Source organism: Mesorhizobium sp. YR577 (assembly GCF_900116595.1).
GTDB lineage: Bacteria > Pseudomonadota > Alphaproteobacteria > Rhizobiales > Rhizobiaceae > Mesorhizobium_M.
The window spans coordinates 77,998-102,954 of sequence record NZ_FPBI01000017.1 but is presented as its reverse complement, the minus strand read 5'-3'; the positions used below and the strand labels follow the sequence as shown (position 1 = coordinate 102,954).

Annotated in this window: 20 protein-coding genes; 15 read left to right on the top strand and 5 right to left on the bottom strand. The window is 56.6% G+C overall.

The genetic code is table 11. The annotated features are described in order from the left end of the window. Positions 1-25 precede the first annotated feature (25 nt). Positions 26-712, bottom strand: a complete 687-nt coding sequence (locus tag BM413_RS23195) for a GntR family transcriptional regulator (RefSeq protein WP_091917217.1) — start codon at positions 710-712, stop codon at positions 26-28. Here BM413_RS23195 and BM413_RS23190 point away from each other — a divergent pair. The 10 genes from BM413_RS23190 to BM413_RS23145 all read left to right on the top strand — a co-directional run bounded on the left by BM413_RS23190 (position 687) and on the right by BM413_RS23145 (position 13,392). Then, positions 687-1,811, top strand: a complete 1,125-nt coding sequence (locus BM413_RS23190) for an Ldh family oxidoreductase (protein ID WP_244537986.1) — start codon at positions 687-689, stop codon at positions 1,809-1,811. The genes BM413_RS23195 and BM413_RS23190 overlap by 26 nt on opposite strands. Positions 1,812-1,834: 23 nt before the next feature. Next, complete coding sequence (locus tag BM413_RS23185) at positions 1,835-3,088, top strand: iron-containing alcohol dehydrogenase (RefSeq protein ID WP_091917216.1); 1,254 nt, start codon at positions 1,835-1,837, stop codon at positions 3,086-3,088. Between the two features lies 1 nt (position 3,089). Next, a complete protein-coding gene (locus tag BM413_RS23180; protein WP_091917243.1) occupies positions 3,090-4,568 on the top strand; it encodes an NAD-dependent succinate-semialdehyde dehydrogenase in 1,479 nt (492 codons plus the stop codon). 30 nt (positions 4,569-4,598) lie between these two features. After that, positions 4,599-5,714, top strand: a complete 1,116-nt coding sequence (locus tag BM413_RS23175) for a mandelate racemase/muconate lactonizing enzyme family protein (protein ID WP_091917215.1) — start codon at positions 4,599-4,601, stop codon at positions 5,712-5,714. 21 nt (positions 5,715-5,735) lie between these two features. Next, a complete protein-coding gene (locus BM413_RS23170) occupies positions 5,736-7,352 on the top strand; it encodes an ABC transporter substrate-binding protein (RefSeq protein ID WP_091917214.1) in 1,617 nt (538 codons plus the stop codon). Between the two features lie 3 nt (positions 7,353-7,355). Beyond that, positions 7,356-8,288, top strand: a complete 933-nt coding sequence (locus BM413_RS23165; protein ID WP_091917213.1) for an ABC transporter permease — start codon at positions 7,356-7,358, stop codon at positions 8,286-8,288. A 2-nt stretch (positions 8,289-8,290) separates the two neighbouring features. Next, complete coding sequence (locus BM413_RS23160) at positions 8,291-9,169, top strand: ABC transporter permease (RefSeq protein WP_091917212.1); 879 nt, start codon at positions 8,291-8,293, stop codon at positions 9,167-9,169. A 5-nt stretch (positions 9,170-9,174) separates the two neighbouring features. Beyond that, positions 9,175-10,029, top strand: coding sequence for a fumarylacetoacetate hydrolase family protein (locus BM413_RS23155; protein WP_348272927.1), 855 nt, complete (start codon positions 9,175-9,177; stop codon positions 10,027-10,029). A 40-nt stretch (positions 10,030-10,069) separates the two neighbouring features. Next, the gene (locus BM413_RS23150) at positions 10,070-11,923 is read left to right on the top strand and encodes an ABC transporter ATP-binding protein (protein ID WP_091917241.1); all 1,854 of its coding nucleotides are present in this window, start codon (positions 10,070-10,072) and stop codon (positions 11,921-11,923) included. An 854-nt stretch (positions 11,924-12,777) separates the two neighbouring features. Then, the gene (locus BM413_RS23145; RefSeq protein ID WP_091917211.1) at positions 12,778-13,392 is read left to right on the top strand and encodes a methyltransferase family protein; all 615 of its coding nucleotides are present in this window, start codon (positions 12,778-12,780) and stop codon (positions 13,390-13,392) included. A 119-nt stretch (positions 13,393-13,511) separates the two neighbouring features. Here the strand turns inward: BM413_RS23145 and BM413_RS23140 are convergent, their stop codons facing one another. Beyond that, positions 13,512-14,474, bottom strand: coding sequence for a zinc-binding alcohol dehydrogenase family protein (locus BM413_RS23140; RefSeq protein ID WP_210188959.1), 963 nt, complete (start codon positions 14,472-14,474; stop codon positions 13,512-13,514). An 876-nt stretch (positions 14,475-15,350) separates the two neighbouring features. Between BM413_RS23140 and BM413_RS23135 the strand changes: the two genes are divergently transcribed. Beyond that, the gene (locus BM413_RS23135) at positions 15,351-16,160 is read left to right on the top strand and encodes a MipA/OmpV family protein (protein ID WP_244537985.1); all 810 of its coding nucleotides are present in this window, start codon (positions 15,351-15,353) and stop codon (positions 16,158-16,160) included. 393 nt (positions 16,161-16,553) lie between these two features. Beyond that, positions 16,554-16,940 carry a LysR substrate-binding domain-containing protein gene (locus tag BM413_RS23130; RefSeq protein ID WP_175544411.1) on the top strand — a complete coding sequence of 129 codons (387 nt, stop codon included), beginning with the start codon at positions 16,554-16,556 and terminating at the stop codon, positions 16,938-16,940. A gap of 377 nt (positions 16,941-17,317) precedes the next feature. Here BM413_RS23130 and BM413_RS23120 read toward each other — a convergent pair whose 3' ends face one another. Beyond that, positions 17,318-20,452, bottom strand: a complete 3,135-nt coding sequence (locus tag BM413_RS23120) for an efflux RND transporter permease subunit (protein ID WP_091917208.1) — start codon at positions 20,450-20,452, stop codon at positions 17,318-17,320. A gap of 1 nt (position 20,453) precedes the next feature. Then, the gene (locus tag BM413_RS23115) at positions 20,454-21,611 is read right to left on the bottom strand and encodes an efflux RND transporter periplasmic adaptor subunit (RefSeq protein WP_091917239.1); all 1,158 of its coding nucleotides are present in this window, start codon (positions 21,609-21,611) and stop codon (positions 20,454-20,456) included. 178 nt (positions 21,612-21,789) lie between these two features. Between BM413_RS23115 and BM413_RS23110 the strand changes: the two genes are divergently transcribed. Genes BM413_RS23110 through BM413_RS33430 form a run of 3 tightly spaced genes read left to right on the top strand, consistent with a single transcriptional unit; the run spans position 21,790 to position 24,087 of the window. Further along, positions 21,790-22,461, top strand: a complete 672-nt coding sequence (locus tag BM413_RS23110; RefSeq protein ID WP_091917207.1) for a response regulator transcription factor — start codon at positions 21,790-21,792, stop codon at positions 22,459-22,461. Next, complete coding sequence (locus BM413_RS23105) at positions 22,461-23,798, top strand: sensor histidine kinase (protein ID WP_091917206.1); 1,338 nt, start codon at positions 22,461-22,463, stop codon at positions 23,796-23,798. The genes BM413_RS23110 and BM413_RS23105 overlap by 1 nt, the downstream gene beginning before the upstream one ends. Continuing rightward, entirely contained in the window at positions 23,761-24,087 is a 327-nt protein-coding gene (locus BM413_RS33430; protein WP_348272926.1) for a recombinase zinc ribbon domain-containing protein, read from the top strand. Before BM413_RS23105 ends, BM413_RS33430 begins: the two co-directional genes overlap by 38 nt. Positions 24,088-24,230: 143 nt before the next feature. On the opposite strand, the gene BM413_RS23095 is transcribed toward BM413_RS33430, so the two are convergent. Further along, positions 24,231-24,902, bottom strand: a complete 672-nt coding sequence (locus tag BM413_RS23095; RefSeq protein ID WP_244537984.1) for a MarR family winged helix-turn-helix transcriptional regulator — start codon at positions 24,900-24,902, stop codon at positions 24,231-24,233. Positions 24,903-24,957 lie beyond the last annotated feature (55 nt).

Genomic DNA, 24,957 nt, shown 5'->3' with positions numbered 1-24,957 from the left:
AGAAAGGCGAGGTCGCGGGGTATTGCTAGCTGTCTTCGAATGCACTCATGAACCGCATTTTTGAGCGCTCAATGTGACGTTTCATAGCATCTTCCGCTCCCGCGCAATCGCCGTCTTCGATCGCTCCTATCATCTCTTCATGCTCTCGGTTCGCATCGGTCGTAGCCCGTGCATGAAAATACAAACGGAATAAATGGACATGCGTGTGGACGCGCTGAAGGCTGTCAAAGACAAGCTGATTTCCGCACGAGCGGGCGATGAAATTATGAAAGGCAGCATCCCGTTTGGCGAATTCCCCATAGGATGTCCGTGAATGTATTTTGTCCTCGCTTCGCATTTCCGCGTCGAGCGCCTTTAGTTCCGCGACCATTCCGGCGTCCCGTCGTGCCGCCATTCGTCCGGCCGCAAAGGGCTCCAGAAGTAGCCGCAATTCATACAACTGCTCAAGTTGCATGCGATCCATTTGTTCGGCCGCACGATAACCGACAAGATGTGTCTTGATCACGAGTCCCTGTGCCTCAAGGCGAGATAGAGCTTCGCGGATCGGTGTTTGTGAAACACCCAAGGATCTTACCAGGCTATCGACGGATATACGACCGCCCGGAGGGATCTTCAGAGACATAAGTTGCGCGTACAACGCCTCATACACTTCGTTCCCGAGACTTGTTGGTCGCCGGAGAAGGTCAGTGTCGGAAACGCTGGTATCTTTCATCAATAAAATCCCCACTTCAAAAAGATGCTTGACGCTGTCAATCTATCAGCTAGGGTTGCCAACATCAATCAGATATCCGATAGGATTTTATATTGTGCAGGTGCGAGATTCGAATTTCATCAGAAAGCTGGCTGAAGCGGCGCTGGAACGGGTGGGTGTTCCCGGTTCACATGCTGCTCTGCAGGCGGATCTGCTTATGGAAGCCGAGTTACGCGGCGTAGCTTCGCACGGGCTTCTCCGTCTGTCCCGGATCGTATCCAGGGTCTCCAACAACGTTGCCGATCCAATCGCGACCGGCGCCCATACTTGGCTGTCTGAGGGTTTTCTGTCCGTCGACGGGCAGAGAGGGCTGGGGCCAGTGGTTGCCAATGCTGCTCTGGAGGCATTGATCGATCGCGCCAGGAAAACCGGTATTGCTGCCGCCGCGATAACCAATTCAAACCACATCGGCATGTTGGCTTGGTATGCGGAAAAGGCCGCACTTCTCGGATTTTCGCTTGTGGTCTTATCGACGAGTGAGGCGCTCGTGCATCCCTGGGGTGCCCGCAAAGCGATGATTGGAACCAATCCGATCGCAATAGGCATACCGACCGACAGCGGCCCTTTCGTCATGGATACGGCGACAAGCGTAGTGTCAATGGGCGAGATTTACGATCACGCGCATCGCAAGGCCGCCATGCCGGACCATTGGGCTCTTGATGAAAACGGAAACCCGACATCGGACGCAGAGGCTGCCAAAAAGGGGGCGATTGCGCCTTTCGGGCAGGCCAAGGGCTATGCGCTTGGGCTGGCATTCGAGTTGCTGGTCAGCGGTCTTGCTGCTTCGGCGATCGGCCGCGAAGTCAGCGGCACGTTGGACGACACGCGGATTTGTAACAAGGGCGATCTCATCATTGTCATGCCGGGGCCTCGCCGCGACCTTTCCGCCTATCTGCAGGCTATCCGCCAGATGGAACCAGCCGCAGGCTTCGATGCCGTGTTGATACCCGGCGAGCGAGGACGACAATGCCGAGATCGTCGGCTGCGCGAAGGTGTCCCCATCGTCGGCGAAGTCTACGAAAGCCTTCTTAGGCTCGCGGGCGTCTCCGCGGTTGCTTGATCTGGACAATGTGAGGATTGAACGTGTCTCTTTTCGGTGCCATTCGCTCTCCTAACAACATCGTATTCGGTGTCGGGCAACGTAAGTCCCTTCCAAAATTTGCAGGACGCGCCGGCCAGCGAATCCTCGTCATTACAGATGAGCGTCTAAACGCTGATAATGCATTTCGCGATTTGATCGACGCTATTCAGACCAATGGCTGCCAGACCAAGGTCTTTGCCGGTGTCATCGCCGAATTGCCCGTCGAGTGCATTGCGCTAGGTGTCGAAGCTGGGCGTTCTTTTGGCGCCGACTGCGTGGTGGGGATTGGTGGAGGCAGTTGCCTGGACGCGGCAAAGGTCATCGCATTGCTCTTGGCGCATGGTGGAAAACCGGCGAACTATTATGGCGAATTCAAAGTTCCGGGCCCGATCTTGCCACTGATTTGCCTGCCGACGACCTCGGGGACCGGATCGGAGGTGACCCCAGTTGCCGTGCTCACTGATCCCGACCGTGCTGTCAAAATCGGCATAGCGAGTCCATATCTGATCGCTCAGACTGCGATTTGTGATCCAGAACTCACCTATACTTGTCCTGCATCATTGACTGCGGTCTCGGGTGCGGATGCTTTGACGCATGCGATCGAGGCATTTACCACCGCGAGGCGCGAGCCGGCCGCGACACTGGTTCACGATCATGTCTTCATCGGGAAGAACGCCTTCAGCGATTATTACGCGTTGCAGGCAGTGGAGCACATCGGAGCAAGTCTGAAAGCCGCCGTCACTGACGGAGGAGATCTCATCGCGAGAGAGCGCCTGATGTTTGGCGCAATGGCGGCTGGTCTCGCTTTTGGAACCGCCGGGACGGCCGCCGCGCACGCTGTCCAATATCCTGTGGGTGCCATGACCCATACGCCACATGGCACTGGCGTCGCTGTGATGATGCCTTACGTCATGCAGTTCAACCGCGATTGGTGCACGGCTGAACTGGTTAGAATCGGCGCTGCGCTCGGTGTGCCGACGTCGCCGGATGAGGTTTCGGCTCAGGCCGCTGATGCAGCCATCGACGCCGTCGCTGCGCTCTTCGAAGAGATTGGCATCCCAAAATCACTTGCCGATCTCGGCGTCGGTCCCGAGCAACTGCCTACCGTAGTCGAACAGGCGCTTGGAAGTGCGCGTCTCATTAAAAATAATCCGCGGCCGATGGATGGACCGTCCATGGAGTTGCTCGTCAAGGCGGCGTTTGTCGGCGACCGATTGGCACTCGCCGGGCGGCAAGATCAAAGAAAGGCAGGCTGACATGACCGTTCAAACAAGACTGTCGTCGACGTTGAGCTTCGACATCGCGACCATTCCCACCGGATTATTCATCGGCGGCACATGGCGCGAGGGCGCCGGCGGTGATCCGATCGATGTTTATGATCCGTCGACCGGCCAAGTCATTGCCAAGGTGGCCAACGCCAGCATCGACGATGCAATGGATGCGGTTACAGCCGCGCACAAGGCGGCCAAGGGCTGGGCGGCGACGGCACCCCGAAAGCGTTCGGAAATCCTGCGTCGCTGCTTTGAGCTGATGGTGGAGCACAAGGACATGCTTGCAGAACTCATCAGTCTGGAAAATGGCAAAGCGTTGGGCGATGCCCATGGCGAGGTCTCCTATGCCGCCGAGTTTTTCCGCTGGTTTTCCGAAGAGGCGGTGCGGCTGAATGGGGAGATATCGACGGCTCCCTCAGGCGCCAACAAGATCATCGTTCAGCACCAGCCGATTGGTGTTGCCGTTCTTGTAACCCCTTGGAATTTCCCTGCAGCCATGGCGACGCGCAAGATTGCACCGGCGCTCGCAGCAGGCTGCACCTGCGTATTGAAGCCCGCGACAGAAACGCCGCTCACCGCCTTTGCACTTGCTGCGCTCTATTCCGAGGCGGGCGTCCCAGATGGAGTCGTTAATGTCATTGCCACTGCGCGATCCGGTCCGACCGTCAGTGCAATGCTCAATGATCCGCGCGTGCGGAAACTTTCCTTCACAGGATCAACGGAAGTCGGACGCGTGTTGCTCCGTGAGGCCGCAAACACAGTAGTCTCTTGTTCGATGGAGCTCGGTGGAAACGCGCCTTTCATCGTCTTTGACGACGCAGATCTCGATGCGGCCATCGAGGGCGCGATGATCGCGAAGATGCGCAATGGCGGTGAGGCCTGCACTGCGGCGAACCGCTTCTATGTGCAGTCCGGAATCGCATCGACCTTCTCGCAAAAACTGGTTGAGCGCATGGGATCGATGAATGTCGGGGTGGGATATGACTGCAGCACCCAATGTGGGCCACTTATTAACCAGGCGGCGGTCGACCGTATTCGTGCTCTTGTCGAGGATGCCAAGGTACGCGGCGCCAAAGTGCTCGCCGGCGGCTCGGGCCTGGATCGCAGCGGTTATTTCTTCGAGCCCACCGTGCTTTCCGATGTTTCACCCCTGTCGAACATTACGTCGGAGGAGATATTCGGACCAATCGCTGCGATCACCACGTTCGAAACGGAGGACGAGGTAATCGATCTGGCAAACGGCACCGAGTATGGGCTGATCTCCTATGTCTACACCAAGGACCTCGCTCGAGGTCTTCGGGTGTCGGAGCGAATGGACAGCGGTATGGTCGGGCTCAACCGCGGTATCGTCTCCGATCCGGCGGCACCTTTCGGCGGCACCAAGCAGAGCGGTTTAGGACGCGAAGGCGCCCATCATGGGATCCTTGAGTTCTGCGAGCCCAAATACATTGCCGTAAGTTGGTGATCACATAACAGGGTCAGGGGAGGACTCGCTTTGAAGATAGCAAAGATCGATATCTGCCAGCTCGCGATGGGTGATGGTAAGGGTTGGATGCCAAAAAGCGCATTCGTTCGCGTCGTGACCGAGGACGGTGTCTTCGGCCTCGGCGAAGTGTCTCCCATGCAGGGAGGATATTCCTCGCTCGTCGTCATCGCGCGCGACATGGCTCCCTATCTTCTGGGCAAGGATAGCCTGGACCACGCTGTGCTGCTGGACACATTGCTACACAAATGCATCAAGCTCGGTCCGGATGGCATCGTGACGGGCGCGCTGGCGGCCCTTGACATAGCGCTATGGGATTTGAAGGGAAAACACTTCGAGCAGCCAATTTACAAGCTTCTCGGCGGAGCATGGACAACCCGACTGCCGTGTTACAGTTCCGTCGGAGGAAACGCCGCTCGCACTGTGGACGAGGTCGTTCGCGCCGTGGCCGCTCGCGTCGAGAAGGAGAAGTCGTCCGCGGTCAAAATCCGCTGGGACGGTGACCGAACGCGGCAGGATGTCGATATCAAGGGCGACATCGAAAAGGCCCGGGCGGTCAGGAAGCTTCTTGGCGATGATTTCGAGATCGGCTTCGACGCCAATAACGGCTATTCCGTCGGCGGCGCCATCCGGGTCGGACGTGAGCTTGAACAACTCGGCTACGCCTGGTTCGAAGAGCCTGTTCAGCATTACAATCTACAGGCCATGGGCGAGGTGGCCCAGCGGCTGGATATCACTGTGTCGGCTGGTGAGCAGACATATACACTGCAGAGTCTAAAAGACCTGATCGAAGTCGGCGTGCGGATGGTGCAGCCGGATATAGTTAAGATGGGCGGGATTACCGGCATGATGCAGTGCGCTGCGCTCGCGCGCGCGCACGGCGTCGAGCTGGTCCCGCATCAGACACAACCCGTCGTTGGTCACCTGGCCAACATTCATGTTCTTAGCACTCTTATGCATCTCGCCAAGCCGGTCGAGCTTGCAGATCAATGGGAGCGGGGAGAGCCGGTCTTCGTCAATCCATCAATGCCCGACAACGGTTGTTTCGAGGTACCCGACAGTCCGGGATTGGGGGTGCAGATCAACGAAGAGGAATTCGAATCCCGGCGCCTGCCGGTTTCAGTCTAGTTCACTTTTTGGGAGGAAAAAATGACTATCAGCCGCAGAAAATTTCTGGGAACAACCGCAGCAGGACTCACAACTGCCATGCTGGGGGGCGTTTCAAATTCCGCCCGGGCACAGGCCACGGAGGATACGATCTCCATCGCCTTTGCGGCCAGATCCTCAAACGGACTCAATCCGCAATCTCCATCGCTCAACGGAGCGGACAACTGGATGGTCGTCCAAATCTTCGATCGCCTCGTCAAGCATCCAGACGGCGGCTGGGCGACGAAGCCGGAAGAGTTCCAACCGGCCCTCGCGGAGAGCTGGACGTCCTCGCAGGACGCGAAGACTTGGACCTACAAGCTCCGCAAAGGCGTGAAATTCCACGAGAACTATGGCGAACTGACCACGGACGACGTACTCTTCACGTTTCGTCGACATCTCGATCCGAAGATAAATACGCTTTCCAAGATCTTCTACAAGAATATCGAATCTGTTGAATCCCCAGATGCGTCAACGATCGTTATCAAGCTGAAACAACCCGATCCGCTTTTCAACGGAACCTGTGTATCGCACCAGTCCGCGTCTATTCTCTGCAAGAAGGCATTCGAGGAGCGCGGGGAAGGGTTCAATGCCAATCCGGTTGGCACTGGACCGTTCCAGTTCGAGAGCATGGATACAGCAAGCGGTCTCAAGCTGATCGCCTTCCCCGACTACTTCGAAGGCAAGGCCAAAACGGCCAATCTTCACGTGCGCTATATCGCCGATACAACGGCAAGGACGCTTGCCTTTGCATCGGGCGATGTCGATATGATCGAAGGCGTGCGTGCACCCGGCTGGATTGCAACGATGCGGCAGCAGTCAAGCACGACAGTCTTCGACGCAACAGCGCCGGGCAGTCTCAATACCCTAAATATCAACCTCAAGAAGGGACCGCTTGCGGAGCTCAAGGTGCGCCAGGCAATCCGCTATGCGATCGACACCTCGGCCATTGCGGCGGCGTTCGGTGAGACATCGACACCCATGGTTGGCATCATCGCCTCGCAGTTTCCAGGCTCAGTCAGGGAAGCGGACCTACCGGCAGAGTTGCAGTATAAAAGTGATCCAGAAAAGGCATCTGCCCTTCTCGCGGAAGCCGGCTTCGGTGACGGCCTGACCATCCCCTGTTATATCAGCCAGCGAGAAGATTACGCTTCGATCATGTTGATGATCCAGGAGCAACTTCGCGCCGTGGGGATTCAGCTCGACATGAAGATCATAGATCACGCGACGTACCACTCCGACAACCGCAAGGACAAGAACACCCTCATCCTGCGTTCGGTCAGCTATCCGCCGGTTCCCACCCAACCCTTCGCGGATCAACTCCTGTCGTCCAGCGACACCGTGGCCGATGGCAGCGGCGGCGAGAACTATAGTCACTACGGCACCGCGATACCCGGCATCGACGCTCTGATGGAGAAAGCGATCGCAGAACCGGATCTCGATAAGCGATTGACGCTCGTCCAGGATATGGAAAAGCAGGTACTGAAGGATCTGCCGTGCATGGGTATCGTGACGCTTTCGTATGTCGTGGCGCGCAATCCGCGCGTCGATATCGGTTTCAAGGTGACAGCAGGACCGGCCTACTGGCCACTGCGCCATGCAAAGCGCGTCGAAGGATAGACGATGTTCGGCGTGCTAATTAATAAGCTAATGGATGCCGTACCAACTCTTTGGCTCGTCCTCACACTCGTTTTTATCGCGTTGAGGATATTGCCGGGAGACCCGGCTCTGGTTGCTCTCGGCGACTATGCAACCCCGGAACAACTTGCGTTGTTCCGGGCGGAGACCGGCCTTGATGCGCCTCTCTGGCAGCAGTATTTCCTATTTTTCTGGGATGTCGTTCGGCTGGACTTCGGCGTATCCCTGATTTCCAAGGAGAGCGTCGCGGCCGTCGTGGCCTACAACCTCCCGTATACGATCTCACTTGCACTTGCCGCAACGCTGCTTGGCGTGCTCTTCGGAATCCCGTTCGGTGTCATCGCAGCTGTCCGCAAGAACAAGCTGCCGGACAACGCCATGCGTGCCTTCTCGTTGCTCGGATACGCCATTCCGGACTTCTATCTCGGCGCGATGCTCCTGATCGTGTTTGCATTGAAGCTTCAGCTTTTTCCGATCAACGGCGGGGGGCAGGGCTTTTTTGACCAACTCCATCATCTGGTTCTTCCGGCCGTCACGCTAGCGATCTTGAAGGTGGCGTTCCTTGGTAGACTGACGCGGACATCGGTGCTCGAGGTTTTGTCTAAAGACTACATCCGGACAGCTCGCGCCAAAGGTGCGCCGGAAAACCACGTGATCTACAAGCATGCTTTGCGCAATGCCCTGTTGCCAGTTGTGACGGGGCTGGGGTTGAGCCTGCTCTCCACGCTTTCCGGCGCGGTCGCGATTGAGCTGGTGTTCAATCGACCCGGCCTAGGGTCTGCCTTGATCAAAGCCATAGCCGAGCGGGACTATCCCTTGATTCAAGGAACGATCGTGATCTTTGCGCTCTTCGTCGTTGTCGTCAACCTGCTTGTCGATCTGCTCTACACAGTCATCGACCCTCGGATCAGGAGCTGATCATGGCGACAATCCAAGCCGCCGGAGCGCTTGAGCCCAGAGCCAAGGCGTCCATCTTTAAGAGAATTGTCTTTGAGAAGATCTCCACGACGATTGCATTCATCGTTATCCTCGCATTCGTCATCCTCGCGGTTTTTGCCCCCTATATCGCTCCGTATGACCCGCTGAAGCAAAGCTTCTTGGCGATCAACAAATACCCCTCGGCCTCGAATTGGCTGGGGACCGACCAGTTCGGCCGGGATGTTTTCTCTCGTTTGATCTACGGGTCGAGAACGTCCCTGACCTTTGGACTGATCTCGCCTGCCTTCGCCGCTGTCATCGGTACCGCGCTCGGGGTCGCCGCAGGCTATTTCGGCGGCATCACCGATCGAGTTGTTTCGAAGATGATCGATCTCTTGATGGCTTTTCCAGAACTGTTGCTCGCCATCATTATCTCGGCGGCTCTGGGTGGTGGCTTCTGGAATGTCGTTATCGTTCTGACGATCGCATTCGTACCGGGCTTTGCCCGTGTCGCAAGGGCGTCGACCCTGGCCGTACGGCAGGAGCCCTATATCGAGGCGTCGATCGCAATCGGGGTCAAGACGCCGATCATCATCCTGCGCCATGTAATCCCAAACATCTCAGCGTCAATCGTCCTTCTATGGACGCTGTGGATTGCCTCAGCCATCCGCGTAGAGGCGGCGCTGAGCTTTCTCGGTATCGGGACGCAGCCACCGAACCCAAGCTGGGGCAACATCATTCGTGATGGCCTGAGCAACATCTTCGGGTCGCCTTGGCCGATCATAGGAGCTGGTTTTGCCATTACTATGGTGGTCCTGGCGATCAACTTGATCGGCGATGCGGCACGCGACGTATTGGATCCCAACTCTGGTGAACGGTAGGACCCATGCTGCGATTTGCTCGCTTTGGTTTGGCAGGAGCCGAAAAGCCGGGCCTGATGGATGCATCGGGGCGCCTCCGGGACCTGTCCGGTTACATTACCGACCTCACCGGCTCCGCGCTGTCGCCCGGCTCGCTACAGCGGCTTTCTGAAGTCGATCCGGAAAGCTTGCCGCTTGTTCCTGTGGGGGAGAGGATCGGCCCATGTGTAGGAGGTTCAGGCAAATTTATCTGCATCGGTTTGAACTATCACGGCAATGCAAGGGCCTTGAACCAAAACATTCCATCTGAACCAGCGATTGCCATGAAAGCACTGTCGGCGATCTGCGGTCCCTATGACGATATCGAGCTGCCACGAACGGCTTCCTCTACCGATTGGGAGGTTGAACTCGGAGTGATCATAGGGAGCAGAGCTAAATACATACAGGAGGGTGAGGCGAGATCGCATGTTGCCGGCTACTGCCTCGTCAATGACCTCGCCGATCGCGAACTCCAGTTGAAAAGGGGCGGCGACAGCAGCAAGGGTCGCGGACACGACAGTTTCGGCCCTATCGGCCCCTTTTTCGTTCCGGCGTCGGTCTTGCCTGATCCGCAAAGCGTCAACCTGTGGTTGGAGGTCGATGGCGAACGCGTTCAAGAAAGTACGACGGCCGATATGATCTTCGGAGTGGATTATCTGGTCGCGTATATTTCGCAGTTCATGACGCTTCTGCCGGGCGACATCATTGCGACTGGCACGCCCGCTGGCATTGGCGTGGGAATGACGCCGCCCAGATTCCTGACTCCCGGGCAGCGCGTCCGGTTGGGCGGGCAAGGGCTGGGCGAGCAGGATCATGAGGTGCGTCAGCCGTTATCCGGTTGAACGTCGAGGATTTTTGGAGGAAGCAATGCAAATCATCCCAATGTCGAAAGCGCCGTCCGGAGAACCTGAATTGGGCGCGTCGACGACTTTGTCCGTTCGCAATCTTCGCACATCATTCCGCCAGCAGGGCAACTGGATGGACGTGGTGAAAGGCATCTCCTTCGATGTCGGCGCCGGCGAGACGCTCGCGCTGGTCGGGGAGTCGGGCTCTGGCAAGAGCGTGACAGGATATTCAATCATGCGATTGCTTTCGCCGGAGGCCGCCCGCATCGATGGTGAGGTCATGCTCGCAGGGCGCAACCTTCTGACGCTTGCAGAAACGGAAATGCGCACGGTACGCGGCAACGATATCTCGATGATTTTTCAAGAGGCCATGACCAGCCTTAATCCGCTTATACCAATTGGAAAGCAAATCTCGGAGGCCATTGCTTTACACAACAAGGCGTCGACGTCACCTCAGATCAAAGCCGAGGCGCTGCGCCTCATGGACAGGGTTCGTATTCCTTCGGCTCGAACTCGCTATGACGAGTATCCTCACAATTTTTCTGGCGGCATGAGACAACGGGCAATGATTGCAATGGCCTTGGCTTGCCGTCCGCAATTGCTGATCGCCGATGAACCGACGACAGCGCTCGATGTGACGATCCAGGCTCAAATCCTTAGTTTAATCAAGGAGATCCAGGCAGAGGAGGGCATGTCCGTCATCTTCATTACCCATGATATGGGGGTAGTGGCCGAGATGGCAGAGCGGACTGCCGTGATGCTGCGCGGTGATATCGTCGAGACCGGAACCACCGAGAAGATCTTTCGGCAGGCGGAGCATGCTTACACACGAATGCTTCTCAATGCGGTCCCTAGACTGGGTTCCATGCGAAACGTAGCAAATCCCCGAAAGTTTACTGTCGTCGATGCAGCCACGGGGGAAACGACAGCCGACCTTCCTGTCGATACGATCCGTCGCACAAGCCCGGCAGTCCTCGAGGTGCAGGATCTGTGCGTCCGATTCGACATCAAAACGGGCTGGTTTCGTGGGGTGTCCAACCGCGTTCACGCGGTTGAAAAGGTTTCGTTCGACCTGCTGCCCGGAGAGACATTGTCGATCGTTGGCGAGTCCGGCTGCGGAAAATCCACCACCGGTCGGGGCCTGATGAGGTTAGTCCAGCCCAATGAGGGCAGCGTCAGGCTCCTTGGCCGAGAACTGATGTCCCTCTCTCAAAGGGAGCTGCGTGAGGCGCGACGAGATATCCAGATGATTTTTCAGGATCCCTTTGCAAGCCTTAGTCCGCGCCGTACCGTCGGGCAGGCCATCGCAGAACCATACTTGACGCATGGATTGGGCGACCTTGCACAGGCACGCCGTCTCGTAGCCGGGTTGCTTGTGCAAGTGGGTCTGGAGGCTAGTATGGCGGATCGGTTACCTCATCAATTCTCAGGCGGCCAGCGGCAGCGAATCTGCATTGCCAGAGCTCTAGCGCTTTCCCCTAAGGTTATTGTTGCGGATGAGTCCGTTTCCGCGCTCGATGTTTCGGTCAAAGCGCAGATCGTCAATCTACTCATGGACCTCCAAAGAGACCTCGGCATTTCCTATTTATTCATTTCGCATGACATGGCTGTCGTAGAACGTATCAGTCATCGCGTGGCGGTTATGTATCTCGGCGAGATCGTAGAGATCGGTCCGCGCGAGAACATTTTCAATCAGCCAGGTCATCCCTACACTCGGAAGCTTCTTGCCGCGGTGCCGCTACCGGACCCGAAGAGGCGATCCTTAAAGCACATTATCGATGTGGGCGAGCCATCGAGCGCTTTGCGATCGGTGGACTACAAAGCAGTCCAAGAGCCCCTAATCCAGGTTTCCGAAGGACATTTTGTAAGACAATTCCAGGGAGGGCGGTAATCAGGCCAAAAAAATAAGGCCGACCGCCGCCTGGCGATAATTGATATAGGCATTGCCGGCCGTTCGGAAGGCCGGCCGGGTTTTCAACCTTGCGATACGGGTCCACATTTGTTCTTGGAGGACAGCGACCTCGTCGTTCGCAAGCTGGGCACGTCCGCAGCGCGTAGTTCCGTCGCCACTCGTCCCAATCGACCTCGTAATGCTTACGCCGTATTTTAATCCTGCTTTCGTGGCAGGTAATGTTGCGGCAATCCTTCGCTCGCAGTCTTCGTCATGTGATTAGTGGCTCTGGAGACAAAAAAATTATCAGGCAGGCATCGCCTTGGAGCCTAGCGGTCGAAACAGATTCAGTCGATGTGGCTCTCGGGGTGCTGCGTTATATAGGCGCGGCGCAAACTCAATCCAGAGCGATGCTCCGGTGTTCGTAGGCGGCAACGCCTACGGCAGGGGTCTACTTCGGTGGCGAGTTTTCTTGGAGGCTTGTCGCGCTGAAGGAACCGAGCCTCTCTATTCCATCGGGCTAAAATATCCGTTCAGCGCGGGTGAGTGCGCTATCCGAATGGACTGATCGACGATTGATAGCAGTCAAGAGCTAAAGGGGCACTGCTTTTTGAACTCCGATACAGGCAACGTCTCTGGCCGGCAAAGCCAACTAGATCCGCAAGATGTAGGGCGCGTGTGCAGAGTGTAGGAGAATATTCTTCTTTATTCTCAGTGTTATATCCAGAGAACAATGGTTTCAGTCAAAATACATTATAAACCAATCATAGATTAATCCGTTTTGATATTGGATAAATCAATTTATTTTGCCAAGTTTCTAGAAAATGCAAGAACTTAAACAGACAATATCTTAGATGAAAAAAGAAATATCTCTCGCAAAGTTCCAGCGCAACCGTCGCTTAGTGTTGTTCATTTTAGTAATAGTTATTTTCATGGCAACAATCGTCGTTGGGGCATCGGGAAGCGAGCTACGGCGAAGTTACATCGAAGCTTTCGGCCTCTGGTTCATAGTTGCAGGTATTTTAGGACGGCTTTGGTGCATGCTTTACATAGGCAAAAGGAAGGGCGTTGAGCTTATAGAGACTGGGCCGTATTCGATCACCAGAAATCCACTCTATGTGTTTTCTGCCCTAGCCGCGTTGGGTGCCGGCGCGCAGTCAGGCAGCATTGTTTTGGCAGTTATATTCGCAATCGGTACCGTCGCAGTCTTTTACTTCGTAGCGTTACGCGAGGAGGCGTTCCTGAAAGATCGTTTCGGAGCTCCCTTTAATGCATATTGCCTGAGAGTTCCTCGCTTCTGGCCGTCGTTTCGCCTTTATCGTGACGAGCCGACCGTATTCGCTTCGACAGATCGTCTCTACACGACCTTGAAGGACGGTTTGATCTTCTTCCTTGCCAAGCCGGCATTCGATTTTATCGAGTATCTCCAGCTCTGGGGTTTCATGCCTATTCTTGTCAGGCTCATTTGAGAGCAACGCCGATCCAACCTCGCTCGCGCTTTGGTCCGGAAAATGCGGGTTCCAAATTGAGGAAATCCTGGAGCAATCCAGAAATTGCAGGCCATTACCAGGAGCGGTCGGCGGGATGACTAAGTCAGCACGACGATTTTTCCCTCCGCGGCGTTGCTCTCCATGCAATGATGGGCGTCCACAATATCGTGAAAGGCAAAAACACGTCCAATCTTGATGGGGAGCACCCCGGATGCGACATCGTCCACGAGAGACTGGAACGGCATCTCGACAAAGTCCTCCGTATCGCCACTATAGCTGGCTAGCGAGACGCGGTTCGGAATAGCATCCATCGGCGCGAAGGCATCGATGGTCCATTTGTTCCCCACAATACCCGCCATGGAAACCACACCACCGCGAGAGGCGCATTGGAGTGAATCCTCAAGTGTCGTCGTTCCGACCAGTTCGAGAACCTTGTCGAAGCGAAACCCTTTCGAGGCGACTGTCCCATCATCTACTATGACACGATGCGCGCCGAGCCGCTCGAGACTTTCGCTCCGGCTTTGCCGGCGTGTCGTCGCGGTCACATCGGCGCCTTGACGTCGAGCCAGTGCAATCGCCGCCATACCCACGGATGTGGTCCCTCCGCGGATGAGCAAGCGTTCTCCGTGACACAGTTTCAGGGAAGAAAACAAAGCACCCCAAGCGGTCTGAAGCATTTCAGGCAGTGCTCCGAGGATCTCCCAGGGAAGATCTGTCTCGATTTTCACCACGTTAACGGCCGGCACGCATGTGTACTGCGCATAGCCTCCATCGAATTTTCGTCCCATTCCGCCCATTACGGTAGCGACGATGTCACCCTTGGCAAACTCTCCATCCGGGGCATTGTCGATGATGCCGACAGCTTCGATCCCAAGCACACGGGGAAAAGTAACGCTCGGCGAATGTCCCTGGCGCGTGAACAGTTCAGACCGGTTCAGGCCGAAGGCTTTTACGGCAATCCGAACCTCGCCGGCTGCCGGAACAGGGACTGGCCATTCTTCTATCTTGAGGACATCCGGTTCGCCAGGCGACCGGACTACGACTGCTTTCATTGTGTTCATGCTGCGCTCCATAAGTGCATTGTACTGTCAGGCTCCAGACTGCTACAGCGCCGCGCTTGACGAAACACAAAAGACACGGGTCGCAATTTTCAACGCTGTCACACTGAATTCCAGCATCACTCCGAGAATTTACAGGTCAGGTTTGATTTAAGGGCCTTAGGAGTTCCACTGGGCTTTGAGCAATCGTTGCGGGCAGGGGAGCAGTGGCGGATCGTAGCGGTGATCAGATCAACATCGATAGCTGCAACCTCATTCCCGAATTCCTATTGGATTGGGTATGTTGACACATTATCCTGAAACAAATCGGGATCAATGGTGGTTTTGTCGCCAGAATAGAAACGGGTTGTTTGTAATAGGGCTGCGTTGCAAACGAGAAGGCAATTGTCAGGGTAGTTGAGGTTGGTGGTTTCGGGCTCGACTTGGCACCGTCCACTTCCCCACAACGGCTTGCTTTTCACTGCCGCCCAAAGCGGCTTGTAATGTTGCGGCAATCCTTACCCTTGCACTGTCCGTTACGAAGCCGTCGGCGACGAAGGCTCGAGGGGCGTGAGCATCGGTAGATCCGACGAGCGAACTTCGTGCTGTTCCCGTTGCACCGGCAGCGCGGCCTTCGTTCAACGGAAGAAATCATGACGTGCTGGAAGATGAAAACTGGTGATCGGGGAACCTTGTTTGTTTCCTTACCAAGGTTCTGTCCCAACGGACATGGGAAACAAGGCATGCGCAAACTGTTCTGCCGCTGATCCAAATAAGGAGTTCGACTAGATGAGCCAATACACGCGACAATATGTGCGAGGGCGACCACTTGGTGCAGCTACCAGATGCCTATCGGGCTCCGGCAGCAATGCGAAAGCCCGCAAGATGGCGACACATAGCATGGCCCTCGCCACTGCCTTCATGCTGTTTCCCGTCGCGGCTTTTGGCGCGGATATTGGAACGGTTGACGCAGCAGTGGCACCGGCAGCAGAGTTCGACAGCCAACGATATGGCGACTTTCGCGACACTCTGGCCAACTGGAAGGTGACGATCGGCGCCGGTGGAATCTATTTACCGGAGTACGAAGGCTCCGACAAGTTTGAAGTCAAACCGTTTCCATTGATCTCGGCCACGATCGGAGACAGGCTGCATCTCGAAACCACGGGCATCACGTACGACGTTTTCAGTTGGGAGGGGTTCACGCTATCAGCGAGGGGCGGCTATGACCTCGGACGCAAGGAAGACGACTCCGACTATCTGCGTGGTCTCGGCGATATCGACGCCGGAGGCGTCGTCGGTGGTATCATCAGCTACGAAGCGGGACCTTTCGAGGTTTACGCTGCTCTGAACAAGACCATTGGCGGCAGCGACGGCCTGCAAGGCACGTTCGGCGCGAGGGCATCGCATCGATACGAGCGCTTTATCTTTACGGCCGATGTTTCCGGCACTTGGGCCGATGACAAGTATATGGAATCTTATTTCGGTGTTACTTCCGCGCAGTCTGCCAGCTCAGGTCTGGCGCAATACGACGCCAAGGCAGGCGTCAAGCGCGTCGATTTCAAGGCTTCCGTGACCTATATGATGACCAAAAACTGGCTCGTTACAGGTGCCGCCGGCGCCGGCTTCCTGATGGGAGATGCTAAAGATAGCCCCATCGTCAAGGACGACGTCCAGCCATTCGCAATGCTTGGCGTTTCGTACAAGTTCTAGGGCAATCGAGTACCACCGCACGGGCCATCCCCGGCACCGCCTGGTATCCGTTCTTCCTGACGTCGATACAAATGGTTGTCTTCGACGACCATTTGTCCAGATCGGGTTGGGGTGCAGTACAGGCTTATAATGTGTGTCACAGCCAAAATGGTGCAGCGGTCGTCCCTGCTTCGCGTTCATCGATAAGGTAGAAAGAAAATCAGCTCCGTTTGGGCAGCCAGCTTGATGAACATTGATCTTCTACTCGCGGAAGATTAGCGCCGTAGGTCGGCCTTCCTGTAGCTTCCCGGTAGACGATCGCAGTTTGATTTCGACGCCCGTATTGACCGAGACACTCTGGCTTTTAGGCCCGTCAAGACTGTCGGCGATCTTGGGCAGCTGCCGCCAGGGGATGTGACCTACGCTGACATTGCCCGCCTTCCATTCATTTTGCCAAGTTCGAGCCACGGCCTGCGCGAACTGCTCGAGCGGGAGGCGGCAAGTCACTCTATTTCACTCGACTCGGTGATCGAGGTGGATTCCTATGGCAATATCAAAGGGCTTGTGGAGGCAGGTGTCGGTTACTTGATCCTGCCATTCAACGCTATTGTCCAAGAAGTGAACAATGGGCAGTTGCAGGCATGGAACATTGCCAAACCTGGCCTGAAGCGCGCCGTGCATCTTGTCAGGCCGGCAGACCGGCCGATCACAAAGGCAGTTCTTTCGGTCGAGGCACTGTGCCATGAAATTCTGCTCGACTTGGCTGGCAGCGGAAAATGGAATAGTGCCAGGCCGATCTAAAACGGCGAGTGCGGTTTGGCGGCTGCCGAGAGCACCTCTGGTCAAGCGTCAGGCAAGGCCCGCTGGACCATCAGCGTGTCCACATACTGCGTAATGCTACCCTCCGTCACCTCGTAGAGGTGGGCTAAAGCGGCGCGCATGGTCTTGTCCGTCGCCTTGCAAGTGCCGGAATAGGCGCCGGAAGACGCCGGCGATGATTGCCTCCGCGACAACATAGGTTCCGAGGTATGGGAAACCTTCGTCCACGGTTCACTCGGCATCTGGGGCGAGAGCGGTCGCCAGATTGCGTCCGTTGTCTTCTGACGCGCCCTCATAGGTAGCGCGGATCAATCAGGGAATATGACAACCTCGAGCCGCTCGTGATGGGATCGAGTGCGTCAATTTTGCGAACGCGCTGTCTCGACGCCGTGATCATCGGGAGCCTTCGGCATGAAGCGTGCCAGACGCCTCGTTATGCTGTCGATGTAGGACAGAATCATGGGAACGACAATCAAGGTCAGGATGGTGGAGCTTATTAGACCACCAATGACTGCATGCGCCATCGGCGCGCGCTGGGCACCACCCCCACCAACCGCCATGCCGAGCGGTATCATGCCGAAGATCATCGCAAGCGTGGTCATGACGATCGGCCGGAAGCGGATGGCACCGGCGCTGATCAGCGCGTCGTTGAGCGAGAGACCGCGCTGGCGCTCCTTGTTGGCGAAGTCGACAAGGAGGATGCCATTCTTCGTGACGAGGCCCATCAGCATGATAAAGCCGATCAGCGAGAACATATTGATTGTGCTGCCGGCTACCATGAGGCCGAGAAGGACGCCGACCAGCGACAACGGAAGTGCCGCCATGATGGCGATTGGCTGCGCGAAACTGCCGAACTGCGAAGCGAGCACGATGTAGATGAAGATCACCGCCATGGCGAGTGCCGTGATCATGTGCCCCATCGTCTCCTGCATGTTCTTGGACTCGCCGCCGAAGCGGATGTGATAGCCGTCGGGCAGATCGCGGTTGGCGATCATTTTCTGCAACTCGCTGGTCACGTCACCAAGCGCGCGACCCGAGACATCGGCCGAGACCAATACCTCGCGAAGCATGTCGAAGCGGCGGATTTCAGAGGCGCCCTGAATAGCTTTGATATCCGCTACCTGATCGAGACGCACCATGACGGTAGCGCCGCTGGCGTCATTTCGTCCCGTCGTTATCATCAAATCGCTGATCGCGACCGTATCGGATCGCTGTTCCTGCGCTAGGCGAACGAAGACATCGTAGGTTTCGCCGCTGGCGTCAGTCCAGTTGGTGACGTCTTCACCGCCAATGAGAGGCGAGAGCGAGGCGGCAAGGTCGGATCTCGCAATACCGAGATCGCTAGCGGCTTCGCGCTTCAGGCGCACCGAGAGAATGGAGGTCACTTCCTTGGCGCTCGAATTTACATCCACCATGCGTGGGATCTTTTGCATGTCGTCCGCGAGATCAGAGGCGATCTTTTCGAGAACGGTCCGGTCGTCTCCAAGAACGCTCAACTGGATCGGGCTGTCGCCGCCGCCAAGGCCTTCCTGCACGATGGCGATCTCGATGCCCGGTATTACCGAGAGACGCTCGCGGATGGGATCGGCGAGCATGACGGGTGTCCGTTTGCGCTGATCGATCGGTACCAGCCTGACCAGCACGGCTGCGCGGTGCTTTCCGACAGAGTTGCCGGTATTGACCGTCGAGTAGATGGTCGACACCTCCGGAAACTCCCGAAGAGCGTTTTCGACCTGACGGACTTTCATGGCCGTATAGTCGAGCGAAGACCCGCCCGGCGTCGTTACGTTGATCTGGAAGCGACCTTCATCAGCATTGGGGACAAACTCGGTGCCTACCAGTGGAACCATGAGCAGACTACCGCAAAAGATACTAATCGTTACCAGCAGCGTGACGAGCCGATAGCGCAGCGTCCAAGCGATCACGTGCCGATACTGGTTGGCGAGCCATTCGAAGCCGTGATCGAAACGCGCGATCATGCGCCCGATTGGTCCTCGCTTGGCGTCACGATGTGCATCCGGATCGTACCAGACACTCGACAGCATCGGATCGAGCGTGAATGCGACGAAGAGGGAGATAAGAACGGCAGCCGACACCGTTACGCCGAATTCGTAGAAGAAGCGTCCGACAATGCCGTCCATGAAGGCGACAGGCAGGAAGACCGCAACTATCGTCGCCGTCGTTGCGATCACGGCAAGTCCGATCTCATTCGTGCCGTCGAGCGCGGCCTGGAGATGCGACTTACCCATGTGAAGATGGCGGGTGATGTTTTCGCGCACCACGATCGCATCGTCCACCAGGATGCCGATCGACAGCGTTAGGGCCAAGAGGCTCAGCGTATTGAGCGTGAAGCCAAGAAAGCTGATGACCGCAAGCGTGCCGAGCATGGCGATAGGAAGCGTTAGGCCGGTGATGACCGTACTGCGCCAGGAGTTGAGAAACAGGAAAACGATGGCGACGGCGAGTGCGGCACCCTCGATCAATGTTGCCTGTACCTGGCTGACCGACTCCTCGATGGCCGTAGAGGCATCGGTGACGACACGCAGCCGGACATTTTGCGAAGCCAATTCGGTATTGAGTTGCTCGAGGCGTTTCTTGACGTCGGCGACGACCTGAACGGTGTTGGCGTCCTGAACCTTGACGATATCGATCGCAAGCGCCGTTTCGCCATTGTAGACCGCGAGGCTCTCAGCATCGGCTGCACCATAAGAAACAGTTGCGACATCGCGAAGATAGATAGGCCCGCCGCCGCGCCGCGCCACGATCATGTCGAGCAGGTCTTCGGGCTGATCGACACGGCCCTGTACCTGTATGGTGCGCTCAGAGAAGTTGCTGATAACGTTTCCGGCGGGGCTGTTCTGATTGCCGGTGCGAACGACGTTGATCACCTCGTTGATGCCAACACCGAGCGCACGCATGCGCGTATCATCGATATTGACGTCGATCTGTCGCTTCTGGCCACCGACCAGGGTAGCCTGTCCGACGCCTGAGATTGTTGTCAACTGACGAACGACGCGCTGATCGGCAATTGTCGTCAGGACAGGGAGGTCCAAGGATGTGGAACTGATGGCGACGGAGAGAATAGGTTGGTCCGACGGATTGAAGCGTGAGACGATCGGTTTGTCGACGTCATCGGGGAATTTGGCTTCGATGGCCGCGACTTTGTCGCGCACATCCTGTGCTGCGACCGCGCCTTGGACCTCAAGCTTGAACTTGGCCGTGACAACGGAACGCCCCTCATAAGAGGTTGACGTGATCTCATCCAGCCCGCTGATCGCGTTAAGAGCGTCCTCGACCGGGCGAGTGACCTCCGTTTCCACGGTCTCCGGCGTTGCGCCCGGATAGGTCGTCATCACGACAACAATCGGGACATCAACGTTCGGATACTGGTCCAGTCCCAGTCGCTGGAACGAAAAAATGCCCATCACCAGCAGGGCGACCATCATCATGGTAGTGAAAACAGGATATGTGACGGAAATCCGGGTCAGGAACATGTCAGCCTTCCCCGGTCACGGTCACGGCGAGGTTCGGCTGCAGTTCCGGGAGAGGGACGATGACGATCGTGTCGCCGTCGGTTAGACCGGCAGCAATCTGGATAAGACTGCCGCCGTTCCATGCCGGCCCCACGGTCACAGGCTGGCGTTGAAGATAGCCGTCCTTCAGCTTGAGCACATAGTCGCCTATCTCGTCCTTTCGCACGGATATGGCCGGGACCATGAGTGCGTCAGCCTTCTCACGGACGAGGATCGACCCGGTTGCGAACATTCCGCCCCATAGGCGCCTATCGGGAATGAGAAGTTGCAGGTAGACCGGCACAAAGCGCGTGCCGCTTTCTGCCACCGGATTGATGCGGGCGACCTTGCCGCTGATTGTTTGCCCTTCCATGCCATCGATCTGAAGCTCGGTCGTCTGGCCCACCGCGACGCGTGGGATGTCACGGGTTGAGACCAGCACTTTCGCCTCGAGAGCGCTCGTATCGACCACGGTCAGGAGTTCGGCATCCGCGCTGACGCGCGAACCCGCCTCGACAGCGCGGCCTGCAACAATACCATCAAAGGGAGCGAGGACTTCCGCGTCACGCAGATTGACCCGGGCGATATCCACTTGTGCCGAAAGGCTCCGGACTTTTGAAATGTTCGAGGCGACGTCGCTCTTTGCCCTTTCGAGTTGCTCCTTCGAAGAGACATTTTTTGCGGCCAGTTGCTCGAACCTGTTCAGGGCCTGCATCGCCAGCATAAGTTCGGCCTCGGCGGCATCGCGGTCACTCTCACGCTGCAGGAGCGTCGATTGGAGGTCGTCCGTCTCGAAGCGCACAAGGATCTCACCGGCTTTTACCGGATGTCCCTCCCGAACGCCGAGTTCTACGATTTTGCCTGCGGTCTTGGCGCGCATTACCACCCGGTTGATCGGCTGAAGTTCACCGCTGACACGCAGCCGCTCCACCATGGAAGTGATCGCGACATTGGTGATCTCCGCGTGGTTCAGTTGAAGCGGTTTGCTGCCCTGGACTACAGATGTTGCCTCCACAATTCCCTTGACGCGTTCGTTTACGTCGACAGTTCCGCGGGCCGGACCGAGATACATGATGGCGAGACCACAGCTGCCAAGGATTATCCCCGCCTTGGTCAATCTGAGAGGCCATTTAGTTGCCATCACGAACATCCTTCTCCGTCGAACTCGACATGGCCACAGGTGGACCGTGGTCTGCCATTCCGGCATTGTTCGTCTGGGTAGTCGTCTAGAATTGCAGCAGCATTACCTGATCTCGCCTTCCTGTCCGCAATGCTGCCGCAACTATCGCAGTAGAAAGAGAAATCGAAAGGAACATGGTATGAGGCTTCTGCTGATCGAGGATGAAAAGGAACTGGCGGATGCGTTGTCGGCGGCGCTGAGTAAACGCGGCATCGTTACCGACCACACGATGCAGCTTGCGGATGCCTGTGAGTTGACGCGCCAGAACACCTACGATGCGATCCTACTCGACCGGCGCCTTCCCGACGGAGAGGGGCTGACATTCATTCCGAAACTGAGGCGAGCAGGCGTCGAAACGCCGATCATTGTGCTCACGGCGAGAAACGAGCCGATTGAACGTGTCGAAGGTCTGGATATAGGCGCTGACGACTATCTCGGAAAACCGTTCCTGGTCGAAGAGCTGTTGGCGCGGGTACGCGCGGTCCTCAGACGGCCGGCCAATCTTGCGGAACCGCAGATCACGGTCGGGCAAATGGTGATTGATCCTTTGCATCTGAATGTGACCATCGATTCCGCTCCGCTCGAACTCCCCCGGCGCGAGCTTCTGGTCCTCGTTGCGCTGGCCAAGCGAAAAGACAAGACCGTGCTTCGATCGACGCTTGAAGCGGCCGTCTACAACTACGAGGAAGAAATCCAGTCGAATGCGCTCGATGCGCATATTTCGCGGCTGCGCAAGCGCCTTCAGGACGTTTCGGCCGGGGTCACCATTCACAACATCCGCGGCGTCGGATATCTCCTGAAGGAGGAATGATGGCCTCGGTGACGAACTCGAACCCATCCCTCTGGTGGAAACTGAGCTGGCAGCTCAGCCTTGTTTTCGTCGCTGTCGTGGCAGCGGTGATTGTGGGTCTTTGTGTCTACGGTGCGATGATCCTGTCGCCGACTGTCGGGTTGCAGGACAAGTTGACCGTAGCGCTCAACGAGGCATTGAAACGTGATAAGCAGGGGCGGCTTTCTATAGTGGAGAGCCCGGCCCTACGCGCTTTCAAGTCAGAAAATGACAGGCTCTGGTTCGTGGTTGCCACCCGTGACGGTATGATGACCTCATATGGCGTGGTGCCCGCACCTTACGCCGAAATGTCGCGCTACGTCCGGCTGATGAAAGATGCCGACATACGCGGAGCTACAGATATCGATGAAGTCGCCTCGATCGACAGCATTGGAACCCCACTGGGGGAGGTCAGAGTAATGTATGGCGGAAACACAAGCAGAAGTGCGACGTTTCTGACCATGCTGACGAAGACCTATCCTATCTACTTTCCGCTTCTGGTGATGACGCTGCCGGCAGTTTTCCTTACCGTGCCACGTATCGTTCGCCACGCGCTCGCTGGCCTGAACTCCGTGGTTCGAAAGGCGCCTGACATCGATCCTCGCCGGGCCGGGTCGCGTCTTCCCGTCGAGGACGTGCCGAAGGAGGTTGTGCCGCTGATCGTTGCCTTTAATAGCATTCTTGAGCGTCTTGAAGAGCAGTTCCAGGCAAGGCAGCGCTTTCTGATCGATGCCGCACATGAACTCAGAACACCGATCGCCATTATGCAGACCCGGATCGAAGGAATATCGGACGGCCAAGAGCGGCGACGTTTGATGGACGACGTCGCACGTCTGGGCGCGACAGCAGAACAACTGCTCGATTTCGAGCGTAACGATCAAGTGAATGACCTCCACGAAACGGTCGATCTCGTCGATATCGCCCGCACGGTGGTTGCCGATCTCGCACCTCTGGCAATTGCGGCTGGTTATGAGATCTCCTTTGAGAGTGAAGTCGACAAGTTCGAAAGAAAGGGAAGTCCATCTGCCTTGCCGCGCGCGATTAGCAATCTGGTGCGCAACGCGATCGATCACGGCGGCAACTCGGGGATGATCTCGGTTTCGATCACGGCAGAGGGTCAGGTCGTCGTCGCGGACCAGGGCAAAGGGATACCTGCGGATCAGCAGGAACTTGTCTTCGAGCCCTTCTACCGAGTAACGCCCCGAAGCAAGGGCGCTGGACTCGGGCTGAGCTTGGTGAAGCAAATCGTCGCGAACCATCGAGGTCGAGTCACAATCGACAGTGACGCCGGTGGAACCACACTCACGATTCAACTCTAATTGCAGGATCCAAGGCGGAATCAAGTCCGGCCGTGGAGGTCGAGCGTTGCTCGCAGGCCTGCTCACCTGCGGCCGGTGTGGAAGACGGTTGGGCGTTGTCTATTCGGGACGCCCTCCAGGCCACCCTTATTACCGCTGCGAACGTATCAACCAGATGTTGGCCAAACCGCGATGCATGACTTTTGGCGCTTCCCGCATCGACCCTGCGATCGGCAAGGAGATACTGACGGCCGTAACGCATAAGGCCGCCTCAACATTCTGGTCAGACACATTCTCGCGAACGCTTTAAGTGTTTGAATGGGCCAAATAAACTTAGATGCAACGCATTTGTCCTTGCCGAAAAGACCGTTTCTCACCGGCTAACATGTTTCCGTCGTCGCAGTCACAATTGCGACGACCGCGATCGCAACGACTTCTCGAAGGGTGGAGCAGTCAGTTTGTCAAAGCTGAGGACATATACCTCTTTGGCAGGCTGGCTTTCGGCAGCTCGATCGTTGTCAGATCCTTTTGAAGGGCATTGAGGTAGTGAACGAAAGCTATGCGATCATCGAAAGAGAAGTGGGCGGACGCTTGATCGTAAAACTGATAGATTCGCTTGAGCGTCTCCTTCCAATATGTGCGGCCGCGAGGCGTAAGCTGGACGAGGCGCGCTCGTTTATCGCCATTTCCGGTGACACGCTGTACAAGACCGTCCCGCTCAAGGCGCTTAATGACGCCATCGAGGTTCTGCCGTGTGACGACTAGATAGTCTCCGAGCTGGCCGAATGGGATACCTGAGGCGAACTTCTCTTGAGAAAGTGCTCCCAGAACCGCCCATTGCACAGTCGTGATGCCCAGTTGCTGGACGGCTTGCCGCTGCAGCTCGTTACCGAGCTGGAAAAGCCGGAAGAACATCCGGTTGTTGAGCTGATCGTTCCCAGCGTTGCGCTTCACCGATTGCTCGGTAGCGATCTCGTCAACGGAGTCGTGAATATCCTTTGACGATTGCTGACGACGGGTCGGCGGAGGTGTGCTATGCTTATCGTCCATTTTTTTATCCGATACCGCGTCAATTTTCAGCCGTCGAAGGGCTGCCGCCCTTTCGATCTCCAGCGTTGTCTTCATCTTTAGCCTCACCATCCATTATAATCCGTCATCTACAACTTGCGGAAGAAATTTC

Excerpts from the sequence above, each read along its gene's own strand:
- BM413_RS23160 (WP_091917212.1), top strand. The coding sequence starts at position 8,291 with ATGGCGACAATCCAAGCCGCCGGAGCGCTTGAGCCCAGAGCCAAGGCG.
- BM413_RS23135 (WP_244537985.1), top strand. The coding sequence starts at position 15,351 with ATGGCCCTCGCCACTGCCTTCATGCTGTTTCCCGTCGCGGCTTTTGGC.
- BM413_RS23105 (WP_091917206.1), top strand. The coding sequence starts at position 22,461 with ATGGCCTCGGTGACGAACTCGAACCCATCCCTCTGGTGGAAACTGAGC.
- BM413_RS23150 (WP_091917241.1), top strand. The coding sequence starts at position 10,070 with ATGTCGAAAGCGCCGTCCGGAGAACCTGAATTGGGCGCGTCGACGACT.
- BM413_RS23115 (WP_091917239.1), bottom strand. The coding sequence starts at position 21,611 with ATGGCAACTAAATGGCCTCTCAGATTGACCAAGGCGGGGATAATCCTT.
- BM413_RS23110 (WP_091917207.1), top strand. The coding sequence starts at position 21,790 with ATGAGGCTTCTGCTGATCGAGGATGAAAAGGAACTGGCGGATGCGTTG.
- BM413_RS23145 (WP_091917211.1), top strand. The coding sequence starts at position 12,778 with ATGAAAAAAGAAATATCTCTCGCAAAGTTCCAGCGCAACCGTCGCTTA.
- BM413_RS23120 (WP_091917208.1), bottom strand. The coding sequence starts at position 20,452 with ATGTTCCTGACCCGGATTTCCGTCACATATCCTGTTTTCACTACCATG.
- BM413_RS23195 (WP_091917217.1), bottom strand. The coding sequence starts at position 712 with ATGAAAGATACCAGCGTTTCCGACACTGACCTTCTCCGGCGACCAACA.
- BM413_RS23140 (WP_210188959.1), bottom strand. The coding sequence starts at position 14,474 with ATGAACACAATGAAAGCAGTCGTAGTCCGGTCGCCTGGCGAACCGGAT.
- BM413_RS23170 (WP_091917214.1), top strand. The coding sequence starts at position 5,736 with ATGACTATCAGCCGCAGAAAATTTCTGGGAACAACCGCAGCAGGACTC.
- BM413_RS23180 (WP_091917243.1), top strand. The coding sequence starts at position 3,090 with ATGACCGTTCAAACAAGACTGTCGTCGACGTTGAGCTTCGACATCGCG.
- BM413_RS23165 (WP_091917213.1), top strand. The coding sequence starts at position 7,356 with ATGTTCGGCGTGCTAATTAATAAGCTAATGGATGCCGTACCAACTCTT.
- BM413_RS23155 (WP_348272927.1), top strand. The coding sequence starts at position 9,175 with ATGCTGCGATTTGCTCGCTTTGGTTTGGCAGGAGCCGAAAAGCCGGGC.
- BM413_RS23095 (WP_244537984.1), bottom strand. The coding sequence starts at position 24,902 with ATGAAGACAACGCTGGAGATCGAAAGGGCGGCAGCCCTTCGACGGCTG.